Source organism: Cupriavidus sp. GW822-FHT06G04 (assembly GCF_058799075.1).
Genome location: NZ_JBXALD010000003.1, coordinates 365606 through 392280 on the forward strand (window position 1 = coordinate 365606; position 26675 = coordinate 392280).

Sequence of the window (26675 nt, forward strand, 5' to 3'; positions counted from 1 at the left end):
GGTCCGGCTTCGATTGGTCGCTAGACGTAAGGCCGGATTCAGGCAAAAACGGAGGGCTGATAATCATGGCGCGTCAGTTCGTATGGGAGTACCGCTCATTGAGCGTTAGGTTGCTTTTCGGCAGGACTGGCAGCACTGCGGGCACGTTAGCCGGGCCAACGAACGTGAACGAGCCTGCCTTGATGGTGAACGCGCCGGGGCAGTGGAACGTCATGTTGCCGCCTTCGATCTCAAGCGAGGCTCCGCCGCTGTTGAGTGTGATTTTCGACTTCGCCGCGACCTGAACGTCCTCGCTCTCGCTCGCGATGCGGAGCTGCTTCTGAGCGAACAGGTCCATGCCGTCCGTCAACGCCGACGCCGTGAACTTCCCCTTCGCCGCGACCAGATTGATACCGAGCTTGTGCGCGCAGAACGAGATCAGCTCGCCCGCTGCCATGCGCAGACGTTTCGCAATGCTGACGTCCATGTCCCGAGCGGTCGCGATCAGGTTCTCGCCCGCCGAGTGCTGCACCGACTTCGGCGTCACAAACGCCATGCCGCCCGGTGCGCTCGCGAGCAGCCCCGCGTCGCGCAGCTGGTTCAGACCGTCGAGCAGCGCCAACTGCGTGGCACGATCAGCAGGATCGGCCCCGGCCCGCGTCGTTGCCGCAGCAAGATCCGTCACGCGCTGCAGCGCCGCCTTGAGCTGCGCGACGGCAGCGGGCATCTCAAGGTGCGGCGTGTCAGCACCGGCTGCTGCGTCCGCCGTGAAGAACAGGCCCTTCGCTGCACGCATCGTGCCCCACGATTTCGTGGTCGCTTCGAACCCCTCACCACGGGCGAGCTTTTTACCGTTGAGCAGGTAGCCCTGGTTAAATGCCGTTTGGCTGTACACAGTAGCCAGCCGTGCGCTTTCCTTGTCCTTCAGATCGTTGAAAACGACCTCGGCACCGAGCAGTGGCGAGCGCCAGATCGCATAGCTGAACAACGCATCTGTGCCCCGAACCGGATCGCGGTGGGCGTAGTCGTGCAGGGCTCCGCTGATGTGCATACGGTCCACGTCCGCATGCGCCCCCTCCAGCAGCACCTCGGTATCCGGCAGCAGCGGCGCATGCAAACCGCCCTGGTCCGATGACGACACACGCACCAAACGCAGTTTCAGCAACTTGTTGTCGGTGTTGTCCGCGCCCTGCAGGAACTTCGGCAGCACGCTATAGCGCCCGTGCTCGTCCATGTCGCCGTATGGGGCAGAGTCGCTTGTCGTGACCACGCCGACAATCGGGCCCTTCAGAAAACGCCAGTCACGCTCGTAGTCAAATTTGGCCCGGTAAGTCAGATGCGCGGGCATCGCCTTGAAGCGGGCGTGTGCCGGTGTCGTGCGGCTGCCTTTCATGACCATCGACGTGACCACGAACCCGTATTCGGCGCGCGGCACCTTCACATTGGTCGTTTTCATCACGACGCCCGGTGCAATGCCTAGGGCGTTCGTCGTGCCGGAAAGCGTCACCTGGCGCGCGATCTGTTCGTCGCGCCGCATCTGCGTGAGTGCTTCGCCTTGCTGCTGCGTCAGGTGAAACTCCGCGCTGCGGCTGACCTGTCCGAACACCGAGCGGTCGCCGGCTTCACTGGAGACGTTCACCGTCGCCCGTAACGGGTCGTCCGGCGTGCGGTAATTACGCTCGTACAGTTCGATGGTGGCGGGCACGAGGGTGCGCGCGTCATTGAGCGACAGCACTGCCTCGTGGCACCCGGCCGAGAGGCCTGAATCCGGGATAAGCGGGACCTCGACCGAACGGATATAGGCGCGCGGATTGTTGGCAAAGACAATCGTGTCGAGCTGGCCATTCTTGCCGCGCCCCTGTTTGTAAAACCAGAAAACGCCCTTGCGGCGGCAGTGCCGGGTGATGAAGCTCCACAGGGACTCCTCGTACATCACCACCTGCTCCATCTTCTCCAGCAGGCCTTCGATCTGGAACGCCACGTCAAAGGCGTCGAAATTCTTGCGATCAACCAGCGCCTGCCGGATCATCTCCTGCAGCGTCACGTCCTTGAAGGTATCTGACTTGATGATCCGCTTGCAGAGGGCGGCAAAGCGCGGCTCGATGCGCAGCCGGTAGGTGGCTTCGTCGCGACTCACGCCAATACGCTCGATGCGCGTGATCACCCCGTTGAAGGTTGCGGCTTCTCGATCGACGGGTTCGACATAGCTGACGGAGGGTACGGCCACGCGCTCGTCGACCTGCAGCCCGGCGCGCCGCCCGACGTACTGCCTGCCGTCGAGATCAAGCTGCGAAGAAGTCACCGTCACGTCAGCCGTATAGTCCTTGCAGAAGCCTCCCCGCACCCGGAACTTCACCACGTCGAAGTCGTGTTCGCGAGTCCCGACCCAGACCCGCAGATGCTGGCTCAGACGCGCGCTCGGGTGGCGCAGCGTATCGGTGAAGCTTTTGGTCACTGCATTCATACACACATCCCATTCCGGTTGAAAGGCACGCGGTAAAATCGTTGCGTCCGCAGCTATAGCGCGAAGAATCTAGGGTCGCACCCAAAGAACGTCAATCACGCCACTCCAAAATCCTGTGAAATCCCCGGCGTTTTTGTCGTCAATCATTAAATCGGAGCCCTTCGCTTTTTCGAGATGCGAATGCATGGTAGGTGCTGCGACGGCTAGTGCTGAACAGGGGGGCGAGTGGATCGCGTGGGGAAAACGGCCAGTCCGACTGTCCGTAATTTCGCAACGCGGTGATGATGAAGGCCGCGCCGTGCAGAAGAACGTTTCACCGGACTGCGCCGTGAGGTTGAGTCGACGCAGCGCGTCGTTGCGTACATGCTGCTGGCAGAGAAGAACGACGCTACAGGTTCCGGTGGGGAGCAGTTGCGGCCTAGCCCCGTGCTCATTGGTGTGGCACCGGGGCTCTCACATTTTGGACGCCTTCTGACAACCCAGAACGAACTAGGAATTCCCATGACGATCATGGCCGGTGCTATCCGCCACTCCGTCGAATCCTCGCCCGCCGGGGTCACGTCGCGCGAGATTCGCGACCACATCACCCTCTACAAACCTGATGTTCCGGCTAAACCAGAATGTCCTCTCACTGGCTAGGCGCGCCGTTTTTCTTGGCCAGATCGATGCCGTGTCGCTCGCGCAGCTTCTCGCAGGCCAGAGTGGGGCCGCAATCGGCGTAGTGGGCATGGATCAGGGCCCGTGCCTGCGCCTCTAGCATGCGGGGAAGCTGCCGATGGCCCAGGCTGTCCGCGCCGCCGTGACAGAAGTCCCGTCCGGCCATCTATCCGCCACCGTTGGCTTTTTTGGGGGGGCGGTAAGGCAGTGGCGCTGGCCGGCGACGCTTGAGCTGGGAGCAGGGTGGGGCGCGCCGCGTCCCCGATAGCGCGCTCCAGGTCGAGCCGGTTGATCCGCCGCTGGCGCCTGACGTTCAAGGGAACCTTGGCCGGGCGCGGGGGCTCGCCCGAGAGCGTTTTACGACAGAGCGAATGCACACATTCATCTCTCAAATGAGCAGCTCGGAAATGTGGGTAGTTAGGGAACGGTGAGCGCATCCATGATGTATGGGGCGGCTCGTTTCAATGCGTGGGTCAGCGCCTGCGGTTTTGCCTCGGGGGGAAGAGATGGCTATGGCAAAGGAAGAAACCCTCAGGGTACTTTTGCGAGCAATACCGTCTTATGCTCGAGGAGAATCTTGATGACTACATCAAGAATTTCTCCTCATACATCAAATAATCGGCATGGCGTTGGAGTCGCTGCATGTAAGTTCCAGCGGCGGCTGAAAGTCAATTCTCAGTCCCGTTAAGCGGCCACGGCTGCTGCTGAAGTCGTTGCAATGCTTCCAGCATGTCGTTCTGGTCCAGCGACCGCTGCGCTTTGGTGCCGGGAGGTCGGCCACGCCTACGTGGTGTCCCGTCGGGTCGTGGCACAGATTGCGATCGTCGATTGTCGCGCTTCTCCTGAACGTATTGCGCCAATTGCAGCACGTGCCCGAGGCGCTTGTTGTCCACGATTGAGCCCTGGTCGACTTCCGAGAGACGGTCATGGGTCGTGTAGGGCAGGGCAGCGCCATTGGCCCGCGGCTCAATCGTGCCATCCGGGTAGTGGTAGACATCGATATAGCGCCCAGCCAGCTTGCGATGTTCCGGAGTATCGGCCAGCAGGTAGAGCATCTTGTCGTACTGAATCGTCAGGCTCTTGGACACGCAACGTGGCTCACGCACGGTGAAGATCAGGTCCAGGTTCTCATCGGATTGCAGCGGACGATGAGCGTTATGGCTGTTGCGCGGCACCTTGGCAAAGCGCGAGTTGTAGTCCGCGATGAACTCCGGCATGAACGCGTTGGCGGCCTCCATGGTGCTGATATCGCGCAGGCGCAGTTCCTTGACGAGGCGGTCCTGCAGAGTTAGGTGGGTCCGTTCGACGCGGCCCTTGGCCTGGCTGCTGTTGGCGCAAATGCCCTCGACGTTCAGCTCGAACAGGACCCGGGCAAACTGGGTGTGACCATCGCCGCCGGTCGCACTCGGCTTGTTGACGCGGAAGACGCTGGCCTTGTCACTGTAGAACGACACGGGCTTGCCATGGCGCTCCAGCTAGGCGCGCGTTGCGGCGAAGTACGTGAACGTAGACTCTGAATGTGTGAAGCGCAGCTCCATGATCCGGCTCGTCGCGTCATCGACATACACCAGCAGGGTGCAGGCCGGCGCGCGGTCCTCGAACCAGCGGTGATCGCAGCCGTCGATCTGGATCAGCTCGCCCAGGCAGGCACGCTGGTTACGCGGCTGGTAGACCTTGCGCGGGCGCTGCTTGCGCGGCACCCACAGCCCGGCCGCGGTCATCAGCCGACGGATCGTCTCCTTGGACAACGTGGTTCCATGGCGTTCGCGCAGCTTCTCGCAGGCAAGCGTCGGCCCGAAGTCGGCGTAGTGTTCCCGGATCAGCCTAAGGGCCACGGATTCGCGGTCCGTCGACAGGCGGTTGTTGCTGGGCCGGCCGCGCTTGCGGGACACCAGTCCGGACGGGCCTTCCTGTCGGTACCGTTCCAGCAGCCGCCGGAATTGCCGATCCGTGATCTCCAACCGTTCGGCGGCCACGCCGGGCCGCAACTGACCATCCACGACCGCCTGGACGGTCTTGAGCCTGTCTAACTCACGCATGCTTACTGTAATGACCTCGGGTCTAGCCATCCTCTGGCGTCTCCATTGCATTCAACCGGGCAGGCTGAATACCATGGACGGGCGCCTCAGGCGGACATTTGAACTTTGCCAGAACCGGACATTACAACTTTGCCGCTACACACTCTGTGTGCATAATTTGTCTTATGTAAAATTCAACGAATATCAGAGCAGCCGGCAGGAACAGTCCAAACAGTCGAAAGACGCAAAACTATGTTTGATCGCGACGTAAATACGTGTCCGAATGCTCTTCGGCTCATACGCGCCAAAACAAACATACTTTTTCATTTGCATCCCTTACTGCCCACAGTTTTGTTATCGGCCGAATGCCTTCGACCCGTGCGATGATGTCCAACGCATACGTGCCGCAGGAGTTTACATGGCCGCTCAAGAAGATGGGCTAAGCATCTCACCGTTTCCTTCTTCCCTGAGGGATCTCCGAACTCTATGCCAACCAGGGCATCCTTGCGATCCCGTCGATCGCGCTTTACATGATGGCGCGTATCAGGAGCTGGGGACTGTACTGCAGTGGCTGTCTGGATTTGCTACCCATGCTACGGAGCGTGCCTATGAGAAGGAAGTCCATAGGTTTTACTGCTGGGCGCTCTTCATCGATCGAAAGCTGTTGGCCGAAATCACCCCGTCAGACCTAGACTTCTATGATGCATTTCTCCGGGATCCTCCAGACTCCTGGTGCGGAATGCGCAATCGGCGTCGTACTGCCGGAGATTGGCGGCCGTTCGAGGGAGCTTTGTCGGACGCGAGCTGCTCATTCGCATTTCGCGTCTTGGAAAGTTTATTTTCGTTTCTGGTCGATTTCCGGCACATCCAATATAACCTCTTCCGCGAGCGACGAATCCGTCGGAAGAAAAGTGCCATGGGATCCACAAAGCCCTCGAGATCCCTGCCCCTTTTGTCGTTTGTTCGATTACTCCGAGAGCTCGAGTTAGAGTGCGAGAAGTTTCCAGTCGGACATCCAGCGCATGACGAGGCCGAGCGGATGCTCTTCGTAATTCGGTTCATGGGAAACACTGGCATCCGCGGGGAGGAGTTGGCCTGTATCCGCCTGTCCGATTTGTTTTGCTACAAGTCACCAAGCTCCGGAGATGAAACGTGGTCGCTTTCTTTAAGGAACGCGAGCGGGCAGCAGGCAAGGAAGATTGTCCTGAATCCTTCGGCCAAGTATGCCATTTACAGATACTTGGCGGCACGTGGTATCCACATTCCTCCTCCTCCGTCAGCAACGCCCTTGGTATCCCGGCTCCACGGAGACGAGCAAGCTGTTCCTTTAGGCCGGGACTCAATCTATGGAATAGTAAAAAACGCCGTGAACCTCGTTGCCGACAGGATCGAACACAAAAATCCGGATGAAGCTGCCCGTTTTAGGAAGGCAACTCCCCATTGGTTGAGGGTCACGTATCGTCGAATGAACGTAGATTCTCGGCAAAATGTCTACGCAATCCCAAGGATGAGTGCTTAGCTTACGGCATATCGGCACCGCTGCACCCGCCCAGGGCACCACCATTCGGCATATGGATACGCGAATAGTCTCGGCATCGTTGTCACTGGCTGGGTTACCGGCTATACGAGCCTGTGGAGTGTTGTGCCGCCGCCAACTAGCGCTGAATCTGAAAATCCTCTAACTGCTATTTCTCGTTCACACATCGCGCCACGCTCGAGTGCTCAGGTTCGCCTTCAGCGCAATTCTGAGCCATAGAGACGAACAAAAGCCCGCTTGCGCGGGCTTTTGGCGGCCACCAATGAGACATTGGGGTGGCCTCGTAGGCTAGGCCTGCTTCCATTATGCCATCGCGAAGCAGGGCTTCATCTATCTCGCAGACGGGGGCAGATTCCAACTGCCGCCGATAGCCTGAAGATGGGCCGCACTGCCAAGGCAGCCAATTGCCTGGCGGTCACGGCAAAGCGTCGGTGGACGCGAGCAGAACGCTTATGATTGACTACTAGCCACGCATTGCTGCCACGATATCAGCGGATTGCCAAATGCACGTGCGTCATTCATGCGCAACGTATAGGTGATGCGACGAAAGCTGGCCTGCCCTGCCCTACGCGTTGACCCGTCGCCGTCCTATTAGCTTGCCGTTGCCGGTGACACCGTGACGTTTGTGAGCGCTTTCGCATTTGGCTGATGAACGACGAAGCCGGTTCTGCAATAGAGCGCTCCGATCGCGGGCGGCTCTATCGCGCCGCCCTCCCCGGCCAATGCAATTCCCGTTTCTAAGCCATGCTCCAGCACGTTGAGAAATTCAGCCTTGTCTTCCCTGGGAATCTCTCGTGTAGCGGGATACGGCGAGGTATAAGCAAACAACATGTCCGCTACTTGCCGCAACCATCGGGCAAAGCCCTCGCGCATTCCTGTGACGTTATCCTTTCTGCGAAACAAGCCATTGGCGATAAATTTCACGAACTCTACAACTGCGCCGTACTGCATGGACACGTTTGGCATTCCTTGAATCAGGTCGCGCGCTAGGCCGATCGCGTACCGGCGATTGAGCGCGGTTGCGAGGTGGGTGGCAACAAATTCAAGCGTCCGCGCCGCCATCTGCGGCTGCTGGAGTCCCCAAAAGACGTCATCTGCATGAAGGGCGAAAACGGTGCGATTGTGCAGCGCCGAGTTGAGGGCGAACTCTGCGTGATCACCACGTGAGATCTTGCCGTCCTGCAAGCCCTTCATCGCCACGAGATAGGGGAACACACCCTTGATACCAAACACTCCATAGACCCAGTTCCTAAGGCGTTCATCCACCGAGAACAAGGCTGCCCCCTTTTCGAGGCACAACGCGAGCGCGTCATAGGTATCTGTATCGAGAAGATCCTTTAGAAGGATGAGTTCGTGAGGCATTTGCTCCGGCCCATACACCGGGCAAACTTCGCAGTGTTCGTCCATTAGCCTCAATGCTTCGGTATATTGGCTTGCCTTCCACTTGCGAGCCTCTTCCGTGATAGGCAAGAATGCGAACTGCCCATCTATATCGGCCGCATGTCCCTCTGCGCGAGAATCCAACGCCTCGACTTCCGCTTGTTTGAATCGATCGTAGGTCCCCCGGCAAACATACACCCGTGGCAACACTGAGAGAAGATCACCCTGTCCAAAGCGGACAAGTTCAGCCAGCGTGAGCGCGTCCATCACAACGGGGAACGATTGGTCGAGCAACAATGCACTTGCGGCCTCAAGCTCTGGCGCTGTGGTGACACCACTTGCGAGCGGAGGGTTGCGCTGGTCCCAACTGAAGACCATTTGCATGCCGTCGGCGCCGAGCATTTGCGCACACAAGCCAAGCGGAAGCTTGCTCTCGGCGTATTGCTCCATTACCGATTTGCTACGTTGCGTTTGCGCCTTGAGTCGGTCATGGATGGGCGAGACATCCAGGTTCCCATCCTCTTTCTCGGTCAGGCTGAAGAGCTGCAGACCAGGCGCGGGTTCTAGCGATTTCGACAAGAGTTCGTGCGCGTACTCGCCCAGTCCTTGATGAGCATCACTGATCTCACGAATCGTGAAATTGCGAACATCGAACGTTCCCTCGATGTCAACGGTGTCGCCGCATGCCAGTCCTAGCATCGTTTTCGCCAGCGGGCTGTCCGCAGCAAGGAATCTCGCAGATTTCGGCAGATCCGTCATGCCTGCAGGATCGATCACGATTTTTACGATGCTCCTGTCCGCGCCCTCAAGCGTCACCATGGAGCCAGGCCTCACCTCCGGAAAGTGTGTTCTACCGTGTCTGGCTCGGTGACCGATCAAAACTCCCATTAGATAGGAGGAGGCGGCACTGACGTCGTCCATGTTCGAGCGGAACATGCGATAAAGCCGCGCGTACCCGACCTCTGGCTTGCCATACTGCAACTCTGCCGCCGCCAAGTGCGCGATCTGCTTCAGGGTCCCCGTAAGACGCTCGGGCGCCTCGCTGAAGGCGTTTCGGATTTGTGCGGGTGGTCTGGTATGAAGAACAACTTGGTACCAAAAGACCCATGCTTCCGCCCGCTCTGGATGGGCCTCGCGATGCAGTCTCGCAAGCAGTTCGAGCTGGCTCCAGTCATTGGCTTCTTGTGCGACGCCCATCGCTAGGCGGCGGAAGGCGTCATCTGAAAGCCATTCGGGTGGCACTTTTTCCAGGAGGTCTTTTGACTTTCGCCGGTACCCACCAAACAATAGGGCACGCAGTCGTCGCGTCTGAATTGGTAGGCTGCGGCCGCTGGGGTCCACCGACTCCAAGAGGCCGACGGCGTCGGAGAACTGATCGGCGCGAATCAAAATATCCGCGACGATCAGACGCTCGCGCGAACTCGAATGGGTGGAGACTCGCTTCTTTATGACCTCGACAAACCGGAGCGCTTCGCTGTCACGGCCGGCATTGAGCATCAGCCCCGCAAAGGCGCTGAGTGTAATCAGATCAAGGCCATCAGCGGGCGTCTCACTGACTTCCTTGACCACCTTTTCGGATTGGCCGGAGTTGCACGCGCACACCATTTCAAGCAGCTTGACAACCGGTTTCTCGTCCGGCGCATGCTCGCGCAATGCGTGAGTGATGCGAGCAAATGCCTCGGACTCGCCTCGGTTTGCGGCCGTTTCGGCCGCAAGGAGCAATCCGTCTTCGTCCAGCGCATTGAGGTGGGCTATGGAAAATTTAACAAGATCCTCGTGCCGGCGGAGGAAGAGCAAGGATCCGATGTGTAGGGCGGCCACGTTATCGGCATACTCAGGAATTTCCGTTTCGATTCGCTCGCATATGGCGAGCGCCACGCCAGGCTTGCCGGTTAGCATGTGGGCAAGCGCCACGTGCGAGGCAGCTTCGGCCCTGTGCTGGCTATTTTCGATCCGCCATAGTTCTGTTGCCGCAGGCTCGAACGCGGCGATTACCTCATCGAGACCCTCACGCAAATCTTCGGCGTAGGCGTCGAAGTCCGCGGAAATCCCGTCCTTTCCTGCGACGCTAACGATGATGCCTGCGGCCCCTTTGCGGGTGAAAAGGCCTGCATCCTTTGCGCGTAAAGCTCGCCGTGCGTAGGTTACCGCCAAGTCGCTCTGTTGCCGATAAAAGGCGTAGGCCATCATTTGCAGCGCATCTGCTTCTTCTCTGAAGCGCGCCGGCAATTCGGCTTCCGTCAAGTCCTCGTTCTCGCAGATTCGAGCATTGGTAGCCGCTAGCCAAACATGGAGCGAAAGCGGGAATAGGCCTAGCAGGCGTGCCCCTTCAGCGTTGGCAAGCTTGAGGTCTCCCTGGATGATATGCGCTCGGATTTTGTTAGCGGCGATGCGCTCGTCATCCCAAAACAGGTCATAGGCACGTAGAAACCACTCAGCAGCGACCTCCTCACGATTCTGTTGCCAGTGTGCAATGCCATTCTGAAGAGTCCAGCGCGCCTTCTGATGTCTGTCGAAGCTCGCGATCTCGGTTTCGAGAGTGGCAAGCAACTCCTGCGCAGCCTGAAATTTCAGGCCGCGCAGCAGGTCGTTCACCTTGTCAAGCTGCCTCGTCACAAGCCCATTCGGTGAATCTGTCCGACCTGTAGGCAACATCTGCAATAGTGCCGCCTTGAATGTTGCTTCCATCGTCGCAGGCATGGCAGCGATCTGCGCCCCAGTCCTTTCTCCCTGCTCACGTAGCACCGCAATGGCACCGCCCGCGCTGTTTGGGGAGTATTTCGGATGCAATGCGTCGTATCGTTGGATGTGGTTGCATATCTCGGTCCACGATTCCACTTCGACCAAGAATTGGCCATTGGCCTGCCGAAGGTCGCTGACTTCCTGTGCGTGCTTGACGAGCGCCGTGTCGCTTGCAGCTGTCGTGGCAATTATGAGACGGACAATCTTCCAACCCGCCGCGTCGGCCGCGGCAACCTCATCATCAATTGTCTTGGTGGTCACCCCGCCATCGACATACCGCTTGCACTGGATGCCAATTCGACCGGCTCTTGATGTAACGAAAATGTCTACACCGCCCTGCTTCTGCCCTGATCTGCCGTTCCTCTTTGGAGTCGGATCGTCGAACACGACACCGTAGACATCCGTGCACATGTTTTCGAAGCTGTCAGCATTCGTTGGCTTTGAGATCTCGATCTCGAACGCGCGCATTCTGTAGGCCTTTCTAGTTCTGTGTCGACGGATGACCCTTGCAACCATTCCGCGGTCATTGCTTCCCCGCATTCTGCCAACAGGTCCCAGCGACTCCCCTTCCCTTCGCCGCTTGTTCAGACTGGAGCATCATCTTCGACGTGTTCACACGATGAAGTATTGTCCAATGACTGCCACAGGTCTTGCAGCGTAGGGTTGGCGTTGGCAATCGCCCGGTAGCACCTGATTTCCAATTGAGCAGTCCAGGTGTCGTGGCCCGCCTGGACGAGGCGTCCCGCTGCGATCTCCTCCGCAACCGCGCTTACCGGTAACCACGCAACGCCGTATCGCTCGACCACCATCTTCATCAGCAACATCGCCATGTCCGCCTCGTAGCAGCTACGCAGATGGTACGGTGCGTCGGCGCTGTTCAAGATCATATCGACAACGCGTCCCATGAATGTCGTGGCCGTGTACGCGAGGTACGGGAGCGGAGCGTCGGTCGTGCCCGGCAGCGAAAAGATCGGTTTGCCGCGGTCGTCTGGCGCAGATACAGGGATGAAATCCTCATGGCCTAACGTGATGCCGGCGAACTTGTCGCGGTCGAGCAGGATCGGCACGAGTGGATGGTGATAGCCGATCATCAAGTCGCAACTGCCTTCAGCCAATGCGACGACGGCATCGTGAACGTTCGCTGCGACGACTCGCGCATTGAAATCACCGGTTTGTTGGTGGAACTGCTTCAACCACCTTGGCAAGAACGTCAACGAGAGCGTATGGCCGGCGGCGATCTGGATGGAACGGCCTGGCATCTTTGCCTCCTGGCGCAGTTCCGAACGCAGTTCCGTAATGGCACCGACGGATTCTTTGCTTTGCTCGCAGAACCTGCGGCCAGCAGGCGTCAATTCGACCGGGTAGGTGCCTCGGTCTACCAATTCGACGCCAACCCAATCTTCCAGCGACTTTACGCGTCGAGAAAGTGCTGATTGCGTAACAAATCGGAGCTCTGAGGCCCGGGAGAAGCTGTGCGTCTGTTCGATCGCCAAAAGATCTTCGATCCACTTCAGTTGCATTTGGCACCTCTTTGCCGCTGAGGGTCACACGTACCCAAGTGGGCAGCCGAACGCCCACGTAAACCCCATGTATGGACCGAAAACGCAAGAAATAAGCGAATCCTGATCATCAAAGTACAGCATAAAGTGCGCTATGTGGCGCTCCAAGCAAAACTATTCTGGTATGGAATAGTTTCAATTTACATCCTCATAAAGTGGATTCCATTGCGCTCCTAGAATCCGGTTGGCAAACAAGGCGCACTGATGAGGAATGCGATGGCTATTCAACAAGATTTCAAGGGAACGCGGCGCGAGCATGACTTGCTTGGCTACCGCGAGGTGCCGGCAGACGCGTACTACGGCATTCATACGCTGAGGGCACTGGAGAACTTCCCGATCACTGGCGACCCAATCTCGAAGTACCCAGAGCTGATTGTGGCCCTGGTCGATATCAAGGAGGCCGCGGCGCTTGCAAACCGCGAGTTGGAACTGCTTGATGAGCAGCGCGCCAACGCCATTGTCGAGGCCTGCAAGGCCATTCGCGCGGGCCAGCACGCCGACCAGTTTGCCGTCGATCTGATTCAGGGCGGCGCGGGCACGTCGACCACAACATGAATGCCAATGAGGTCGTGTGCAACAAGGCGCTGGAAATTCTCGGACGCCAGCGCGGTGAATACGACGCGCTGCATCCGAATGAACACGTCAACATGAGTCAATCGACCAACGACGTGTACCCAACCGCGCTTAAGATTGCCACCTGTCGGAGCGTGCTGCGATTGCTGGACCAGATGGCGCTGCTTGAGTCGTCCTTCGAACGCAAGTCCGCAGAGTTCCGCGACATGCTGAAGGTGGGTCGCACGCAACTCCAAGACGCCGTGCCCATGACGCTGGGACAGGAGTTTGGTACGTACGCCGTCATGCTGAATGAAGACCGCCAGCGATTGGGCGAAGCACTGCCACTCATCAGCGAAATGAATCTCGGCGCGACAGCGATCGGCACCGGCATCAACGCCCATCCGGACTACGCAGTGCTCGTGCGCAAGCACCTGTGCACCGTAAGCGGACTCCCGCTGCATACCGCGCCCTACCTCATTGAGGCGACACAAGACTGCGGAGCATTCGTTCAGCTCTCGGGGGTGCTCAAGCGGATAGCCGTCAAGCTCTCCAAAGTTTGCAACGACCTGCGCCTTCTCTCGAGTGGTCCACGCTCTGGGCTGGGCGAGATTAACTTGCCGCCGGTGCAGGCAGGTTCCAGCATCATGCCTGGCAAGGTAAATCCCGTGATTCCGGAAGTTGTGAATCAGGTGGCCTTTGAAGTTATCGGCAATGATATGACCATCACGATGGCCGCTGAAGCCGGGCAACTGCAGCTCAACGCCTTTGAGCCGGTCATTGCCTATTCGCTGTTCCGCAGTATCAGCCATTTGACGCAGGCTTGCGCTACGCTCGAGGAAAAGTGCGTACGCGGCATTACGGCGAACCGTGACCATATGCGAGAGATGCTGGACAGATCCATCGTGCTTGTGACCGCGCTGAACCCCTACATCGGTTACGCAAATTCGACCGAGGTCGCACGAGAGGCGCTAGAAACGGGCCGCAAGGTTGCCGACATCGTGTTGGAGCGAGGCCTGCTGTCGCAGGAAGCACTGAACGAGATTCTCCGGCCGGAAGTCTTGACGTCGCCCCGCGCGCCGATCGCATTCAATAAATAAGCACCGGGGATCGACGAGTTCCCGGTCAGACCATCTGTAGGTGGAGGACACAATGAACACGAAGCGACTGACCACACATATCGTGGTTGCAATGGTGGCCGGCATAGCCGTTGGCTGGCTGTGCCACAGCCTGGCCAAGGATGCCCAGGCCGCAAAGGAAATCGCCGGCTATTTCGGCATCGTGACCGACATTTTCCTGCGCATGATCAAGATGATCATTGCCCCCCTGGTGTTCGCCACCTTGGTTGGTGGGCTGGCCAGCATGGCTGACGGTGGCGCCGTCGGCCGAATTGGCCTGAAGGCCATGGTCTGGTTCGTTTCCGCCTCGGCGATCTCCCTCGCGCTTGGCATACTGCTGGTCAACCTGTTCCAGCCAGGTGCCCATTTGAATCTCACCATCCCCGAAGCCAGCGCGGCAGCGACCAACCTCAGGGTTGGAGACTTCAGCCTGAAGGGCTTTATCACACATGTGTTCCCGAAGAGTATCTTCGAAGCCATGGCCAACAACGAGATTCTGCAGATTCTCGTGTTCTCACTCTTCTTCGGCGCGGCGTTGGCGTTTGTAAAGGGCAGCGGCAATTCCACCCTCGTCAACGCAATTGAAGAACTGACGAAGGTCATGTTTCGCATTACGGACTATGTGATGCGCTTCGCGCCGGTCGGCGTCTTCGCCGCGATGGCGGCTTCCATCACGGTGGAAGGCGTCGGTGTTCTGGCCAGCTACGGCAAGCTGATCGGCGAGTTCTACCTCGGGCTCGCGATCCTCTGGGCGATGCTGTTCGGTGTGGGTTTCCTGTTCCTCGGCCGTAGGACCTGGCAACTCGGGAAGCTGATTCGTGAACCCATTCTGCTCGCATTCTCGACCGCCAGCAGCGAATCGGCCTACCCGAAGACCATCACGGCCCTGGAACGCTTTGGCGTCTCCAAGCGCGTGTCGAGCTTCGTCCTGCCGCTGGGATACTCGTTCAACCTCGATGGGTCGATGATGTACCAGGCTTTCGCCGTCATGTTCATTGCCCAGGCGTACAACATCGAACTGTCCTTGACCCAGCAACTGACCATCCTCCTGGTGCTCATGGTCACGAGCAAGGGCATGGCTGGCGTTGCACGGGCATCGCTGGTGGTGGTCGCTGCCACGCTGCCCATGTTTCATCTGCCGGAGGCTGGCCTCCTGCTCATCATTGGCATCGACCAGTTCTTCGACATGGGTCGGACCGCGACCAACGTCGTTGGCAACAGTGTCGCCACCGCTGTCGTGGCAAAACTTGAGAACGAGACGTCACCTGGAACGGTCGGTGATGACGCAGATGTCGCGCCGGCAGGGGCGATCGCCGCACAGGTCAGCCGCCACGCATCCATGAACTAAGCTTGAATCTCTCTGCACGAAATCAGCCTCGAAACCGGATCACCTAGACGCAATGCAAGACCTTACCTTTGGAATGATCGGCGGCCTCGGGACGCTTGCCGGGGCTGATCTTTTCCTCAAGCTTGTGAAAAGCCGTGCAGTCATGGCCGACCAGGGCCGATATCACTTCCTGTTCGAGCAGCATCCCTTTCGAGATGTCGCGGAGCCGCTCACCCGCGACGCAAACATGACGAGCCGTAAGCTCTACGTGTTCAAGACCTGCCAGTCATTCGAGAGCAGGAAGGTTGATGCGGTGCTTATGCCCTGTTTCGCATCTCACACCTTCCGTGATGAACTCCAGTCGGAGTTGTCCATTCGCATTGTCAACATGATGGATGCACTGGGCCAGGCGTTGCGCGACGCATTGCCGGAGGGTGGGCGTATTGGTGTCCTGGCATCAGACTACGTTCGCGTTGCCGCATTGTTCGATACACACTTCAGACAACGCTATGAGATAGTCTATCCGACCACCACGACACAGGCCGTGCTGATGGAGGCGGTGTACGGCGCCGACGGCATCAAAGCCGGCAATACCGAGGGGCTCTCCTTGGAGCACGTCCATCAATCGTGCTTGGAGTTGCTTGACGCCGGGGCCTCCTTGATTGTCCCAGGCATGACCGAACTGTCACTGGTCGCCACCGCCCTGCAACGTCGTGGTATCCCCATTGTCGACGTGAACCAGATCTACGCTGACTATGCGACGTCGCTGGCGGACGGACAATTCAATCCGGCGTTCAAGCTCGGCATCGTCGGCGGCGTGGGCCCGGCTGCAACGGTGGACTTTATGGGAAAGATCGTGAGCAACACCGTTGCGTCCAAGGACCAGGATCACATTAAGATGGTCGTGGAGCAGAATCCGCAAATCCCGGATCGCACGGCAAATCTGCTGCGCCACGAAGCGGACCCGACAGTTGCACTCTACGCAACCTGCAAACGTCTGGAATCTGAGGGGGCAAACGCCATTGCGATCCCCTGCAATACCGCCCATGCGTATGTTGAGCGGATTCAGCCGCATCTCTCGATTCCGATCGTCAACATGCTGACGGAAACCATCGGACACATCGTCGGCAAGTATGGAAAGGGAACGAAAGTTGGACTTCTTGCGACGTCGGGCACGGTGGAGAGTCGGGTATATCACGATGCTGCCGCAGGGCAGCTAGAACTGATCACACCGCCGCCCGACTTCCAGGCGATGGTGATGGAGGCAATCTATGGCCCGACAGGCGTGAAGGCTGGCTACACGCAGGGGCACTGTGCAGCGTCGCTTCGGGCAGCCATCGAGCACCTCCAAAATAAGGGTGCGCAAGTCCAGATCCTCGGCTGCACCGAACTCCCGCTCGTTTTCTCGCAGACCGACAGCTTCCCGGTCGGAAGCGCGAGCGTCGCACTAGTGGACCCAACTGATGTCCTTGCAAAACGGTGCGTCCAGCTAGCGTCCTCCGCCCAGGCGTAGTCACCTACACAATGCTCTCCTCGAGGCGGCCTCACGCCTCGGCCCACGCACGACAGTTCATTGATGCCTTTTTTGCGCTTCACTCGTTTTCTTGCCGCCTCGGCATTTGCTTTCGGCGCCCTCCCCCTCCCCGCAACGGCCGCGCAGGCTCCACAGATTGCAGCACGCTCTTACATTTTGCTCGACAGCGGCTCGCATCGCGTCATGCTCGAGAAGAATGCTGACGAGCGTCTACAGCCCGCGTCGCTAACTAAAATGATGACAGCCTACGTCGTGCTTGACGCCCTGAAGGCGAGCACGATCAAGTGGGAACAGTTGGTGCGTGTGGAGGCCAGCGACCTTGCTCATGTGGGCGGCGACGAGGCAACCATGCGCCTCCAGGCCGGCCAGATCATCAGCATTCAGGACCTACTGACGGGTCTCATTGTTGTCTCAGCAAACGATGCGGCAATGGTCCTGGCCCGTACGGTCGCCGGGTCGGAGGACGCATTTCTAGGGAAAATGAACGATTACGCCAATCGTCTAGGGCTGAGTGCCAGTCACTTCGCCACCCCTTCCGGCATTACCACGCCAAACCACTACTCGACTGCCCGAGACATTGCCCACCTGTCGGTGCGCTTGACGGAGGATTTTCCGGTCTACCTGGCCTTCTCCGCTCAGCGGGATTTCAGCTATGGCAGCTTCACCAGACACAACAAGAATCGGCTGCTGGACGATCCAACTATCGATGGCCTGAAGACGGGCCATACTGCCAAGGCAGGCTATTGCCTGGCGGTCACGGCAAAGCGCTCGGTGGCCAAGGGCAAAGCGATGCGACGTGTTTTCGCTGTGGTTCTCGGCGCACCCTCCAACGATGGGCGCTTCGTCGCGGGCAGGCAACTGATCGATTACGGCTTTCATTGAGCCCGCTGCGGCTCTGAGCCGCTCGTCGCTGGGGATGGTCAACGGCAAGCAGCGGTATAGCCCTCTGACTGCATGTTGTGCCGGCGTATGGGGGCGCGCAATGCGAAGCACGAGAACTCCAGGTCGCCGTTGACGGGAGTTTGTGTAATTCCTGGCACGTTAAGACTCTCCCTCACTAGCGGGTTGACGATGCTCACCCCTGCGCTTGGCGAGCGTGATGCGAACCGGTGCCGGGGCAAACGCAGTCTCATGCCGGATGCGCTAACTCCCCTTTGCCCTGCGCCCGCGCGACGTCGGCTTCGCCGGCACACTTCTCCCATACTCATTCCACCACGCTGTCAGCGCCTCCATCGTGGCCCCCAAGCCGCGCGCCTTTGCCGTGATCTCGTACTCGACGCGCGGCGGCACCTCAGCAAACACCGTGCGCGATATTAGGCCATCCGCCTCCAATTCACGAAGCTGTGCCGTCAACATGTGCTGAGTGATCCCCGGTATGGCCTTGCGCAGTTCCCCAAAGCGATAGATCCGCTGGTTGAGCAGCCACATGATTTCCAGCTTCCACTTTCCCGACAGTAGCGCAAATGCCCGGCGCATTTCCTCGTGCATGTTGATCTCATCGCCGCCATTAGTCTTCTTTTCCATACTAACCACCAGTTTTTCATCCTACTTGCTGACTTTTAGCTTAGACGACATTCTGTTGCGTGTCGATGCAATCCCCCAGCTTTAGGAAACCTCATGACTCAAAGTTACGTGTACTGGATCAGCACGGCGCTGCTCTCCTTGCTCTATCTCGCTTCCGCGACGATGTATTTAGCCAAACGGGCTTGGGTTGTCCAGGCACTTACAGACCTTGGCTATCCCGGCTATCTCGTACCGTTTCTCACTGCGGTAAAGCTCCTGGGCGTGGCCGCCATTTTGGCGCGCGTCAGCGCGCCGCTAAGCGACCTGGCCTACGCCGGCATGTTTTATCACCTGCTGCTGTCTGGTTTGGCTCACCTTGGCGTCCGTGAACTGAGAGGTGCGCTGCCTGCGGTAGTCGGCGTTGTGCTGCTCGTTTCGTCGTTCGCAACACAGAACATCGCTCGCGAGACCCCGTCCCCCTACGCTCCATTTGCGGAGCGCCAAACATCCCTCAACTAACGGAGATCAACCATGGCTCGACTCAACGGAAAAGTCGCGATCATCACTGGTGCCGGCCGCGGCATCGGCCGCGCCACCGCAAAACTGTTTGCCGCAGAAGGCGCCAAAGTGGCCGTTCTTTCGCGCACCCTGGCCAATGTGGATGCGGTCGTTGCCGACATTCGCGCTGATGGCGGAACGGCAATCGGCGCGCTTTGCGACATCGCCAATGCCGGCGAGATTAAGGCAGCGGTGGATAAAGTCGTCGCTACCTATGGCGGGATCGACATCCTCGTCAACAATGCCTTCGACTCATCCGCGCCGTTCTCTTCCATTACCGATCTGTCGACGGAACAGTTGCAGCGCAATTTCGAGATGGGACCGATTGCGTATCTGCGGACGATGCAGGCGGCGTACCCCTACCTCAAGGCGAGCGGTGAAGGACGTGTCATCAACTTCGGCTCAATGGCTGGTGTCCTGGGCTTGGTGGGATATGGTCCGTACAACATGGCCAAAGAGGCAGTGCGCGCTCTCACCCGCACCGCTGCCCGTGAGTGGGGCCCCGACAAGATCACGGTGAATAATGTACTGCCGGTGGCCGAGACATGGGGTCCGGAAACCAACGTCCCTCCGCCGACCAACCCGCTCGGCCGCTATGGTTCGCCGGAAGACGATATTGCGCCTGTCGTCCTGTTCTTGGCGAGTAAGGATGCCCAGTTTTTGACCGGATACAGCCTTACCCCCGACGGCGGCTCGATCATCGACAGCGCTCGATAGCTCGGAGCAACTGTCCGTGGTTCGAACACGTATGCAATGCTATCAAATTTGATCGGGCCACTAGCACCTGAGGCTGTGAAGCGGCAATTGAGAGAGAGATGAAAGTTACCCTTTTCGGAGCGACCGGGAAAACCGGGCCATCCCTTGTAAACGAGGGCCTGCAGCGCGGCTTCGAACTCACCGTCTTTGCACGTTCCAGCAGTAAGTTTGAGAACGCCAATGTGCAGATTGTCCGAGGCGAGTTTACCGATATTGACTTGTTGCGAGACGCAATCCGTGGATCAGATGCGGTGCTTTCGGCGCTGGGCCCTGCCAGGCAGCCACACCCGAAAGGTATGCCAATCACTACGGCGACCCGGGCAATCATCTCAGCGATGGAACGCGAGCAGGTGAAGCGGTTCATCGCGGTCTCGACCGGGACAGCCGCTGATCCTGGCGATGATTTCGACCTCAAGATCTGGCTGCCTGCCGCAATCATCAAGTTCGCGATGCCAAGTGCTTACGAAGATATGATCGGACTTGCAAGAGCGATCCGTATCTCGTCGCTTGATTGGACAATGGTTCGAGCGGCTGTATTGAAGAATCGCCACGCCGCGGAGCAACTCAACGTCGGCTTGTATGGTCACGCCAAGCATTCGCTGACGGTCGCCCGTGAAGACTTGGCCAAATTCATGTTTGATCAAATTGCGAACCACGATTTCGTTCGCCGGGCTCCCGGAATCAGCACCCGACAATGACTTCGGGGAGGAGACCGCTAAGCGCTTAACTGCCCGGCCCAGTGTTCATGAACGCTGATTTTCCGTCCTGCTTACAAAGCGGTAAAACACATCGATTTCCGGGACTGTTGGGAGTTGCACCGCCTTTCAGTCACGAACTGGACTCTCGGCGCATGAATGATGAGCGACCAAGAGTGTCGTACGGGACGGCGGCATTTGACGTCGGTGAAGGGCGCCTCCTACGGCCGTTCTCGTCAGTCCACAGCGCTGCCTCGAACTCTAATGGATGGCCTCGGCACGCAGCAGCTTCCACGTGCCAATTTGGTGGTCGAATACGGCCCCATCGGGAGCCACCGCAGATCGCACATCCCAAAATTGATACCGGTCTGCCTTCCCGCCGATGGCGATAGTTTGTCCGCGGGCAATGCTCGCGCCCTTCACCAACAAATGCCGGGTAATGATTCCGACAACATTCGCACAGTTTGGGATTTCGGCCGGGGCACTGACTTCCTTCATCCCAAAATTATGCATACCGCAACTATAGGCACCGCTGCCGGCCCCATCGACCGTCACGACAAACGCCCGAAGAATCCCATCGACGCCCTCGCTCGCGAAGTCCAGCCATTTTTGCGGCGTATGGGCAATGCCGACGTGCTCGACGAGCACACCCAGCGCCCCAGCTTGAACCACAGCGCTTGCCGCAGCCATCAGATGCATCATCCGATGCAAACTGCCCCCCGCGCCCTTGATAATGACGCACGACGCGTGCTGCCTCACTGCACGCATCTCGCTGGTGTCGTGCCAGTGCAGACCAAAACACCAAAAATCCAGCACGGTATTCCTACGACGTCCTTTCCGAAACTCGATGAGGACGCTCTCCCCCGTGTGCAAATCCGTGAGCATGCCGTCAACAAGACGATACTTTGGCGCTTGAGAACTTAGCGCGGATAGAAATTCGGCACGGGAGACCCACGCGCCCGGAAGGGAAAGAACAACGAGAGAGTTTTGCATCGGACGGCTACATGAAAGTTGTCGAAGCGGCGGCGGAGCGATGCTCGTCACATACCAACTTCGATTTGATCTAATCGACAAAGCAAGGCGTCGGTTAGCCAGGACAGGAAAGCGCACCATCCGCCGTGTGAGAGACCCTGGCCGTCAGGCGTATCGATCAGCCACCCCGACGACTGGCCCGGCGCGCAATCGAGTTGCCACCGTAGCCATCGACGGAGAGGCACCGTGAACTCCGACGGCACGTCGTCAAGGCGGATGTATTCTTCGGGTTCAGATTTGATGGTTTGCAGTCCGCCCGGCAACCAATTCGCCAATGCGCAGTGTCGTTGCGCTGGTGTCGACGTTCGTTCCTCCCTCGGAGGATCTTCGTAACCTACGGTCACCGCCGTCACGCAATCTTCGCAACTGAGCGCACCATCATTCTTTGCGCGTTGGATGTTGCGCAGAATCTCCTGCGTGCGAAGAAACTGGCGCTCGGAAATCTCCCGGGTCGCCCGGAGCCGGCGATTCGCCCGGTACAACGTTTCCAGCGGGTAGCGTTGGGCGAGTTGGACCACATCAAACAGGGTCGGACGCGCGAGGATGATAGGGATTTCCGCCGGGGTGCCGCGCAGTTTGGGGTTGGACCATAGGTGTGCACCCGCGCGAAACGCCAGGTCTCGGAATACAAATTTTTCAGCCATGGTACCCCTCCCAGCAACTCGAAACCGTCTTAGATCGACTCGCGCGATAGCACGGTGCCCTGCGGCACGTCCTCCGAACGATGCATCGTGCGCTTAACCGGTGCCACGACGCTAAGCGCCATGCCGACCAATTGCATTGGGCGAACGAGGTCCCGTTCCACATTGTCTAGCGATGCGATGGTCCGGAACGTTGTGCGCGGCCCCGGGCCCCGCGCATCGAACTCGTCCATGACGATTCGGTAGGCACCGGTCACCAGCGAATCGCCCGCGATGTTCTCGATCTCAAGCTGCCCAAGTGTTCGGCGGCAGTCTTCCTGTCCGTCTGGAATGAGTTCCACGGTCACGCGTAGCATGGTGTTCACTTCCCGCTGAGCGTGCTTGCGGCCATCCCCTGCAGTCGCTGGGTCAGGTCGCACCGTGTCGACGCGCTCGCAAGCCCCAGCGCCCCATCCGTCTCGACCAAGTGGTCGCGCAGCGCGACGGGCCAGCCCTCGCTGTCGTCGTCGATGGCCAGCCAATGTTCGGCCCGCAGCCCAGATCGCGCAACGTATCGCGCGATCTGGGCATACCGCGTGAGTTCGCTGAACCAGCTCGCGTCGATGCGGTGCGCACCCTCATGGTGTCGCGCCATGGCCGAATGCCAAGTAGCGCCGATCACGCGCGCCTGCAACGCAGCGGGCAGATAGGCTTGGGTTCGGCTGAAGCTCTTGAGCACGCGCACCCACGACGTGGAGAGAACAATCTGGACCTGGGGATAGGGGGCGAGAGCTTCCACGAGAATCGGCGCCCACATGAACAGCGAGCCTGCCGCACGCAATTGAGGCCGGCCATTGACCAGATAGGCCGCATCGGGGTGCAGAACACCGTCGTAGTCCAGAAACAAAATCATCGTGCATCGTGTCGTTGCGCTGACGCAGGGCAATGCGTAGCCGCTCGTGCCTGCCGCCCCAGATCCGCCGTTCGGCGGCAGGCCCTCTCGGTGCTATGCGCGCGGGGCGGCGATCGGTGTGCGCAGCAGTGTGACGCCGCGCGAAGCCCTTGGTTAAGGGCCGCTGCAAAGGCGGCATTGTGTCTCAACGACTACAGAATGAGAAGACCTTGACGCAAGAATATGTTCGGAAAGCCTTGTCTTTCATGGAAACGGCGAGCTTATATAGCAGGAAAATATTGTGACTCAACGACCACTGACAGATAAGGGAACGGTCCGCAATATGGACGCATGTCCCGTGTCCATCAGCCCTCCGCTCGTGAATTGCTCGCCCTGAATATTCGGCGACTGCGCGCGGCCTATGCATGGACGCAGGAAGATCTGGCCTGGCAAGCGGACATGGACCGTTCGTTTCTGGCACACGTCGAAAGGGCGGCCCGCAATTTGTCGATCGACGTCATTGAACGGCTGGCGCTCGCCCTGGAAGTCCCGGTCGCGGAACTGTTTCGCGTGCCAGACGTGACGCCCCCGCGCAAGCGCGCCCCGCGTCATTGAGCCAGGGGCGTTTGGCGCAGATTCCTCAGTCGATCTGAAAGAATTCCGGCTGCTGTCCGGCGTTGATGGCCCGCTGAAACCAGTCGGGACGCTCCCCTCGCCCATCCCAGGTTTGCCCCTCGGCATTTTGCGGTAGCGTGGCCGTGCCGCTGTGGGCGCGAAACAGCCGGCCGCCAATAAATCGGCCAGTGTCAGGCCCGATTGCGCCATCTTGATACGCACCCAGCGAATGGCGTCGGCGCGGGCAATCTCATGGGGCGCGTGCATGGGCGGTGGCTCGAAGCGGTTAGGCGGCGGCCTTGCGCCGTGCCCCGGATCGCACCTTGGCGCCGTCGCGCCAATTGCCCAGCAACTCGCGCGACAGGTCCCGTTCAGTCTCGGCACGCTCGGCCCGCCGGGTCATTTCTGCCAAGGCCTCCTGGGCGGCACCCAGTTGTTGCTGTCCGCTCTCCTGCGCGTCCTGCAGCGCCGCGCAACGTACCTGCGCCGCCTGCGCCTGGGCTTGCCAACTACCCAGCGCTTCGGCCGCGGCCACCGCTTCCTGCCGCTGCATGTCGCGCAAGCGATCCACCTCCACCCGCGCCGCATCGAGTCCCCGGTCACTCTGGCGCCGCGCCGTGCGTTCCTGGTCCAATTCCAGTTGGGCACGCCGCACGGCAGCGTCCCCGCGCGCCTCCATCGCTTCGAGTTGCTCGCGCATGCGCTCCAGCTCCGCCAGGAAATCACTGCGCGCGGCGCCCGCCTGCTCGCGCGCCGCCAGCAGTTCGCTCTGCAAGGCCTCCCGGTGCGTCGATGCGGCTGCTTCGGCGCCGCGCGCCTGCGCCACCTGCTCCTGCAACTGGCGGCATTCAGCCCGCAACGCCTCGCGCTCGCGCTCGAGCGCGGTGAGCGCGGCTTGAGCGTCGGCGAAAGCCATCTGCGCGGCATCCCGCTCGGCCGCGACGACTTGCTCCTGCGCCTCTATGTCTTGGCGCGTCGCGGCGAGTTCGGCCAAGACGGCTTCGCCGGCGGCGCGCCAGATGGTCTGGACGGCGTCGGCAGCCACCTGCTTCAGGCTGTCGGGGAGATCGGGATGGTCAATCGTGACCCGCGAACGGGCGCGCAGGTCTTGCCAGAACTGCTGCAGCGCCTGGGCCGGCGTGCCCATGCTGCCCTTGCGCACCAGTTGATAGAGCTTGTTGGTGGTGGGCGTGATGCCGTAGCGAAAGAACAGCAGCCCGCACACCTCGCGGTAGAGCGTGCGCGTGTCGGCGTGAAGGTGCCGCAACTGCTCGACCTCGGCTTCGAGGCGAAGGGGATCTACAGCGTCTGGCGTCATGGTCGAGCACCTTTTTGGACATTCAGAGTTAAATATTACTACGTAATACGTAGTGGATAACAAGATTCGTGTAAAAGTTTAGACATAAGTACGCTTATGTCTATAATATTGGCTCGAATCGCCTCCCCACGCTGCCCCTGTCGGTATGCATAAATTTGTGCCCTCTTTTTGCAGAATTTTGTTCCCGACCCCCATGGGCACGCCTGGCTGGCGCGCTGGAGCGCACGCACCGGCGGCAGGCGCGGCGTGACTCGGCTAGCTTGCGTGGCACGCCTGACGGCGAACGTCATCGCTTTGCGCAGCTGAATCCCGTCCATCGGATCGCCCCGCGCCGTCGGCGGGGTGAAGGCTGACGACGGACCGATGCGTTGGGGGAAGGTACAAAATTGCTTCAAGTGTCGGCTGGGGGAACAATTTCTTGCAGCGTTTCTCGACGCAATATTGTTACCATCGCCCTGCAATCGGCTTGCTGGCGTGCGACCAGCGGGAACAAATTTGTGCAAACCGACGCTTAGGCCGATACACCATGGAACTGCTCCCGATTAAACCTTTGGATGGCCTGGCCGCCCCGCTTCCCACCCCGCTGGAGCGCCTGCGCCTGACCCCGGCGCTGTCCGGCGCGGCCGGCAGCAACCGCGCGCCCGCCAGCGCCACGCGGATCGCCGCGGCCGACGACCTGGCCGCCGTCACCGCCTGGCTCGCGCGCTATGCCGACAGCACCGCGACGCTCACCACTTATCGCCGCGAGGTGGAGCGGCTGATCCTGTGGACCGTGCTCCAGGTGGGCAAGCCCTTGTCCTCGCTGACGCACGAAGACCTGCTCGCCTACGAGCGCTTCCTCGCCGATCCGCAACCCGCCGCGCGCTGGGTGCTGGCCGGCAGCAAGAAGCTTGCACGCGGCCACCCCGACTGGCGCCCGTTTGCCGGGCCGCTGTCGCCGTCCAGCGTGCGCCACGCGATGGTGATCCTGAACGCGCTGTTCGCCTGGCTGACCGAGGCGGGCTACCTGGCCGGCAACCCGCTTGCCCTCGCCCGCCGCCGGCGCGCCCCCACCCGAGCGCGCATCACCCGCTATCTGAGCCACGACCTGTGGGAAACGGTCAAAGACACCGTCGCGGCCATGCCGACCGAGACCGCGCGGGAACGCCGGCACGCCGCGCGCTGCCGGTGGGTGCTGACCGTGCTCTATCTGGGCGGCCTGCGCGCCTCCGAGCTGACGGCGACCCCCATGGGCGCGTTCTTCTGCCGGCGCGATGGCCAGGGCATCGAGCGCTGGTGGCTCGAGGTGACCGGCAAAGGCAACAAGACCCGGCTGGTGCCGGCGACCGACGAACTGATTGCCGAACTCGCGCGCTACCGTCGCGCCCACGACCTGCCGCCTACCCCGCAGTTCGGGGAGACGCGGCCACTGGTGCTGCCGGTGATTGGCAGAGAGGGTGGCGAGAAACCCCTGTCACGCGGCGCGCTGCACCTGATCCTGAAAGAGGTGTTTGGCATGGCCGCGGAGCGCCTGCGGGCGCGCGGGCCCGAGTGGGGGGCGCAGGCCGCGGTGCTGGCCAGCGCCTCGGCCCACTGGCTGCGCCACACCGCCGGCTCGCATATGACCGACCAGCAGGTCGACCTGCGTTATGTGCGCGACAACTTTGGGCACAGCTCGCTGTCGACGACGAGCGGCTATCTGCACAGCGAAGAGGATGCGCGGCACGAGGCCACGCAGGAGCGGCACCGCATCGGATGGATCAGGAAAGCATAAGGCGCGTCAGCACACCAAGCGAAGTGCATTTCCGCACCGATCTGGGATCGCATCAGAGATTGATGC

21 protein-coding genes and 2 pseudogenes are annotated in these 26675 nt (G+C 59.9%); 11 read left to right on the plus strand and 12 right to left on the minus strand.

Annotation, left to right across the window (positions count from 1 at the left end; genetic code table 11):
* Window positions 1–73 precede the first annotated feature (73 nt).
* On the minus strand, window positions 74–2443 hold the full coding sequence (locus AC1RKI_RS08945) for a DUF2345 domain-containing protein (protein WP_492795928.1): 2370 nt from the start codon (window positions 2441–2443) through the stop codon (window positions 74–76).
* A gap of 501 nt (window positions 2444–2944) precedes the next feature.
* On the opposite strand from AC1RKI_RS08945, the gene AC1RKI_RS08950 reads away from it, so the two are divergent.
* The gene (locus tag AC1RKI_RS08950) at window positions 2945–3082 is read left to right on the plus strand and encodes a hypothetical protein (protein WP_157779462.1); all 138 of its coding nucleotides are present in this window, start codon (window positions 2945–2947) and stop codon (window positions 3080–3082) included.
* Here the strand turns inward: AC1RKI_RS08950 and AC1RKI_RS08955 are convergent.
* Entirely contained in the window at window positions 3072–3266 is a 195-nt protein-coding gene (locus AC1RKI_RS08955; RefSeq protein ID WP_200898993.1) for a hypothetical protein, read from the minus strand. The two genes, AC1RKI_RS08950 and AC1RKI_RS08955, sit on opposite strands and share 11 nt — an antisense overlap.
* A gap of 261 nt (window positions 3267–3527) precedes the next feature.
* Between AC1RKI_RS08955 and AC1RKI_RS08960 the strand changes: the two genes are divergently transcribed.
* Complete coding sequence (locus AC1RKI_RS08960; RefSeq protein ID WP_423782088.1) at window positions 3528–3788, plus strand: hypothetical protein; 261 nt, start codon at window positions 3528–3530, stop codon at window positions 3786–3788.
* On the opposite strand, the pseudogene AC1RKI_RS08965 reads toward AC1RKI_RS08960, so the two are convergent.
* From AC1RKI_RS08965 to AC1RKI_RS08975, 3 genes and pseudogenes are all read right to left on the minus strand, one after another.
* Window positions 3769–5169: pseudogene (locus tag AC1RKI_RS08965) on the minus strand (ISNCY family transposase). The gene AC1RKI_RS08960 and the pseudogene AC1RKI_RS08965 overlap by 20 nt on opposite strands.
* Window positions 5170–7246: 2077 nt before the next feature.
* Window positions 7247–11245, minus strand: a complete 3999-nt coding sequence (locus AC1RKI_RS08970; RefSeq protein ID WP_043355224.1) for a PIN domain-containing protein — start codon at window positions 11243–11245, stop codon at window positions 7247–7249.
* Window positions 11246–11361: 116 nt separating this feature from the next.
* A complete protein-coding gene (locus AC1RKI_RS08975) occupies window positions 11362–12297 on the minus strand; it encodes a LysR substrate-binding domain-containing protein (protein ID WP_052495059.1) in 936 nt (311 codons plus the stop codon).
* 255 nt (window positions 12298–12552) lie between these two features.
* Here AC1RKI_RS08975 and aspA point away from each other — a divergent pair.
* From aspA to AC1RKI_RS08995, 4 genes and pseudogenes are all read left to right on the plus strand, one after another.
* Window positions 12553–13988, plus strand: a pseudogene (gene aspA / locus AC1RKI_RS08980) (aspartate ammonia-lyase).
* A 52-nt stretch (window positions 13989–14040) separates the two neighbouring features.
* On the plus strand, window positions 14041–15354 hold the full coding sequence (locus tag AC1RKI_RS08985; RefSeq protein ID WP_224039302.1) for a dicarboxylate/amino acid:cation symporter: 1314 nt from the start codon (window positions 14041–14043) through the stop codon (window positions 15352–15354).
* 52 nt (window positions 15355–15406) lie between these two features.
* Window positions 15407–16846 carry a cysteate racemase gene (gene cuyB, locus AC1RKI_RS08990; protein ID WP_224039301.1) on the plus strand — a complete coding sequence of 480 codons (1440 nt, stop codon included), beginning with the start codon at window positions 15407–15409 and terminating at the stop codon, window positions 16844–16846.
* Between the two features lie 63 nt (window positions 16847–16909).
* Window positions 16910–17749 (plus strand): D-alanyl-D-alanine carboxypeptidase family protein, encoded by an 840-nt coding sequence (locus AC1RKI_RS08995; RefSeq protein ID WP_052495066.1) that lies wholly within the window; start codon window positions 16910–16912, stop codon window positions 17747–17749.
* 261 nt (window positions 17750–18010) lie between these two features.
* Here the strand turns inward: AC1RKI_RS08995 and AC1RKI_RS09000 are convergent, their stop codons facing one another.
* Window positions 18011–18391 (minus strand): winged helix-turn-helix transcriptional regulator, encoded by a 381-nt coding sequence (locus AC1RKI_RS09000; RefSeq protein ID WP_043355288.1) that lies wholly within the window; start codon window positions 18389–18391, stop codon window positions 18011–18013.
* A gap of 93 nt (window positions 18392–18484) precedes the next feature.
* On the opposite strand from AC1RKI_RS09000, the gene AC1RKI_RS09005 reads away from it, so the two are divergent.
* From AC1RKI_RS09005 to AC1RKI_RS09015, 3 genes are all read left to right on the plus strand, one after another.
* The gene (locus AC1RKI_RS09005; RefSeq protein WP_043355290.1) at window positions 18485–18889 is read left to right on the plus strand and encodes a DoxX family protein; all 405 of its coding nucleotides are present in this window, start codon (window positions 18485–18487) and stop codon (window positions 18887–18889) included.
* Window positions 18890–18901: 12 nt separating this feature from the next.
* Window positions 18902–19645: an SDR family NAD(P)-dependent oxidoreductase gene (locus tag AC1RKI_RS09010; RefSeq protein WP_224039300.1), complete on the plus strand. Its 744-nt coding sequence runs from the start codon at window positions 18902–18904 to the stop codon at window positions 19643–19645.
* Window positions 19646–19743: 98 nt separating this feature from the next.
* On the plus strand, window positions 19744–20382 hold the full coding sequence (locus AC1RKI_RS09015; protein ID WP_043355292.1) for an NAD(P)-dependent oxidoreductase: 639 nt from the start codon (window positions 19744–19746) through the stop codon (window positions 20380–20382).
* A gap of 258 nt (window positions 20383–20640) precedes the next feature.
* On the opposite strand, the gene AC1RKI_RS09020 is transcribed toward AC1RKI_RS09015, so the two are convergent.
* Genes AC1RKI_RS09020 through AC1RKI_RS09035 form a run of 4 tightly spaced genes read right to left on the minus strand, consistent with a single transcriptional unit; the run spans window position 20641 to window position 22944 of the window.
* On the minus strand, window positions 20641–21372 hold the full coding sequence (locus AC1RKI_RS09020) for a hypothetical protein (protein ID WP_066735637.1): 732 nt from the start codon (window positions 21370–21372) through the stop codon (window positions 20641–20643).
* A 47-nt stretch (window positions 21373–21419) separates the two neighbouring features.
* The gene (locus tag AC1RKI_RS09025) at window positions 21420–22055 is read right to left on the minus strand and encodes a hypothetical protein (protein ID WP_043355296.1); all 636 of its coding nucleotides are present in this window, start codon (window positions 22053–22055) and stop codon (window positions 21420–21422) included.
* A gap of 29 nt (window positions 22056–22084) precedes the next feature.
* Entirely contained in the window at window positions 22085–22408 is a 324-nt protein-coding gene (locus AC1RKI_RS09030) for a hypothetical protein (protein ID WP_066735635.1), read from the minus strand.
* 5 nt (window positions 22409–22413) lie between these two features.
* Window positions 22414–22944 carry an HAD domain-containing protein gene (locus AC1RKI_RS09035; protein WP_043355300.1) on the minus strand — a complete coding sequence of 177 codons (531 nt, stop codon included), beginning with the start codon at window positions 22942–22944 and terminating at the stop codon, window positions 22414–22416.
* 363 nt (window positions 22945–23307) lie between these two features.
* Between AC1RKI_RS09035 and AC1RKI_RS09040 the strand changes: the two genes are divergently transcribed.
* A complete protein-coding gene (locus AC1RKI_RS09040; RefSeq protein ID WP_227461527.1) occupies window positions 23308–23538 on the plus strand; it encodes a helix-turn-helix domain-containing protein in 231 nt (76 codons plus the stop codon).
* A gap of 25 nt (window positions 23539–23563) precedes the next feature.
* Here AC1RKI_RS09040 and AC1RKI_RS09045 read toward each other — a convergent pair whose 3' ends face one another.
* Entirely contained in the window at window positions 23564–23764 is a 201-nt protein-coding gene (locus AC1RKI_RS09045) for an H-NS family nucleoid-associated regulatory protein (protein ID WP_373424148.1), read from the minus strand.
* Between the two features lie 60 nt (window positions 23765–23824).
* Window positions 23825–24856: a DNA-binding protein gene (locus tag AC1RKI_RS09050; protein ID WP_043358190.1), complete on the minus strand. Its 1032-nt coding sequence runs from the start codon at window positions 24854–24856 to the stop codon at window positions 23825–23827.
* 526 nt (window positions 24857–25382) lie between these two features.
* On the opposite strand from AC1RKI_RS09050, the gene AC1RKI_RS09055 reads away from it, so the two are divergent.
* Window positions 25383–26609 (plus strand): tyrosine-type recombinase/integrase, encoded by a 1227-nt coding sequence (locus AC1RKI_RS09055; protein ID WP_043355303.1) that lies wholly within the window; start codon window positions 25383–25385, stop codon window positions 26607–26609.
* The last annotated feature ends 66 nt before the right edge of the window (window positions 26610–26675 follow it).

Excerpts from the sequence above, each read along its gene's own strand:
- AC1RKI_RS08945 (WP_492795928.1), bottom strand. The coding sequence starts at position 2,443 with ATGAATGCAGTGACCAAAAGCTTCACCGATACGCTGCGCCACCCGAGC.
- AC1RKI_RS08950 (WP_157779462.1), top strand. The coding sequence starts at position 2,945 with ATGACGATCATGGCCGGTGCTATCCGCCACTCCGTCGAATCCTCGCCC.
- AC1RKI_RS08955 (WP_200898993.1), bottom strand. The coding sequence starts at position 3,266 with ATGGCCGGACGGGACTTCTGTCACGGCGGCGCGGACAGCCTGGGCCAT.
- AC1RKI_RS08970 (WP_043355224.1), bottom strand. The coding sequence starts at position 11,245 with ATGCGCGCGTTCGAGATCGAGATCTCAAAGCCAACGAATGCTGACAGC.
- AC1RKI_RS08975 (WP_052495059.1), bottom strand. The coding sequence starts at position 12,297 with ATGCAACTGAAGTGGATCGAAGATCTTTTGGCGATCGAACAGACGCAC.
- AC1RKI_RS08985 (WP_224039302.1), top strand. The coding sequence starts at position 14,041 with ATGAACACGAAGCGACTGACCACACATATCGTGGTTGCAATGGTGGCC.
- cuyB (WP_224039301.1), top strand. The coding sequence starts at position 15,407 with ATGCAAGACCTTACCTTTGGAATGATCGGCGGCCTCGGGACGCTTGCC.
- AC1RKI_RS08995 (WP_052495066.1), top strand. The coding sequence starts at position 16,910 with ATGCCTTTTTTGCGCTTCACTCGTTTTCTTGCCGCCTCGGCATTTGCT.
- AC1RKI_RS09000 (WP_043355288.1), bottom strand. The coding sequence starts at position 18,391 with ATGGAAAAGAAGACTAATGGCGGCGATGAGATCAACATGCACGAGGAA.
- AC1RKI_RS09005 (WP_043355290.1), top strand. The coding sequence starts at position 18,485 with ATGACTCAAAGTTACGTGTACTGGATCAGCACGGCGCTGCTCTCCTTG.
- AC1RKI_RS09010 (WP_224039300.1), top strand. The coding sequence starts at position 18,902 with ATGGCTCGACTCAACGGAAAAGTCGCGATCATCACTGGTGCCGGCCGC.
- AC1RKI_RS09015 (WP_043355292.1), top strand. The coding sequence starts at position 19,744 with ATGAAAGTTACCCTTTTCGGAGCGACCGGGAAAACCGGGCCATCCCTT.
- AC1RKI_RS09020 (WP_066735637.1), bottom strand. The coding sequence starts at position 21,372 with ATGCAAAACTCTCTCGTTGTTCTTTCCCTTCCGGGCGCGTGGGTCTCC.
- AC1RKI_RS09025 (WP_043355296.1), bottom strand. The coding sequence starts at position 22,055 with ATGGCTGAAAAATTTGTATTCCGAGACCTGGCGTTTCGCGCGGGTGCA.
- AC1RKI_RS09030 (WP_066735635.1), bottom strand. The coding sequence starts at position 22,408 with ATGCTACGCGTGACCGTGGAACTCATTCCAGACGGACAGGAAGACTGC.
- AC1RKI_RS09035 (WP_043355300.1), bottom strand. The coding sequence starts at position 22,944 with ATGATTTTGTTTCTGGACTACGACGGTGTTCTGCACCCCGATGCGGCC.
- AC1RKI_RS09050 (WP_043358190.1), bottom strand. The coding sequence starts at position 24,856 with ATGACGCCAGACGCTGTAGATCCCCTTCGCCTCGAAGCCGAGGTCGAG.
- AC1RKI_RS09055 (WP_043355303.1), top strand. The coding sequence starts at position 25,383 with ATGGAACTGCTCCCGATTAAACCTTTGGATGGCCTGGCCGCCCCGCTT.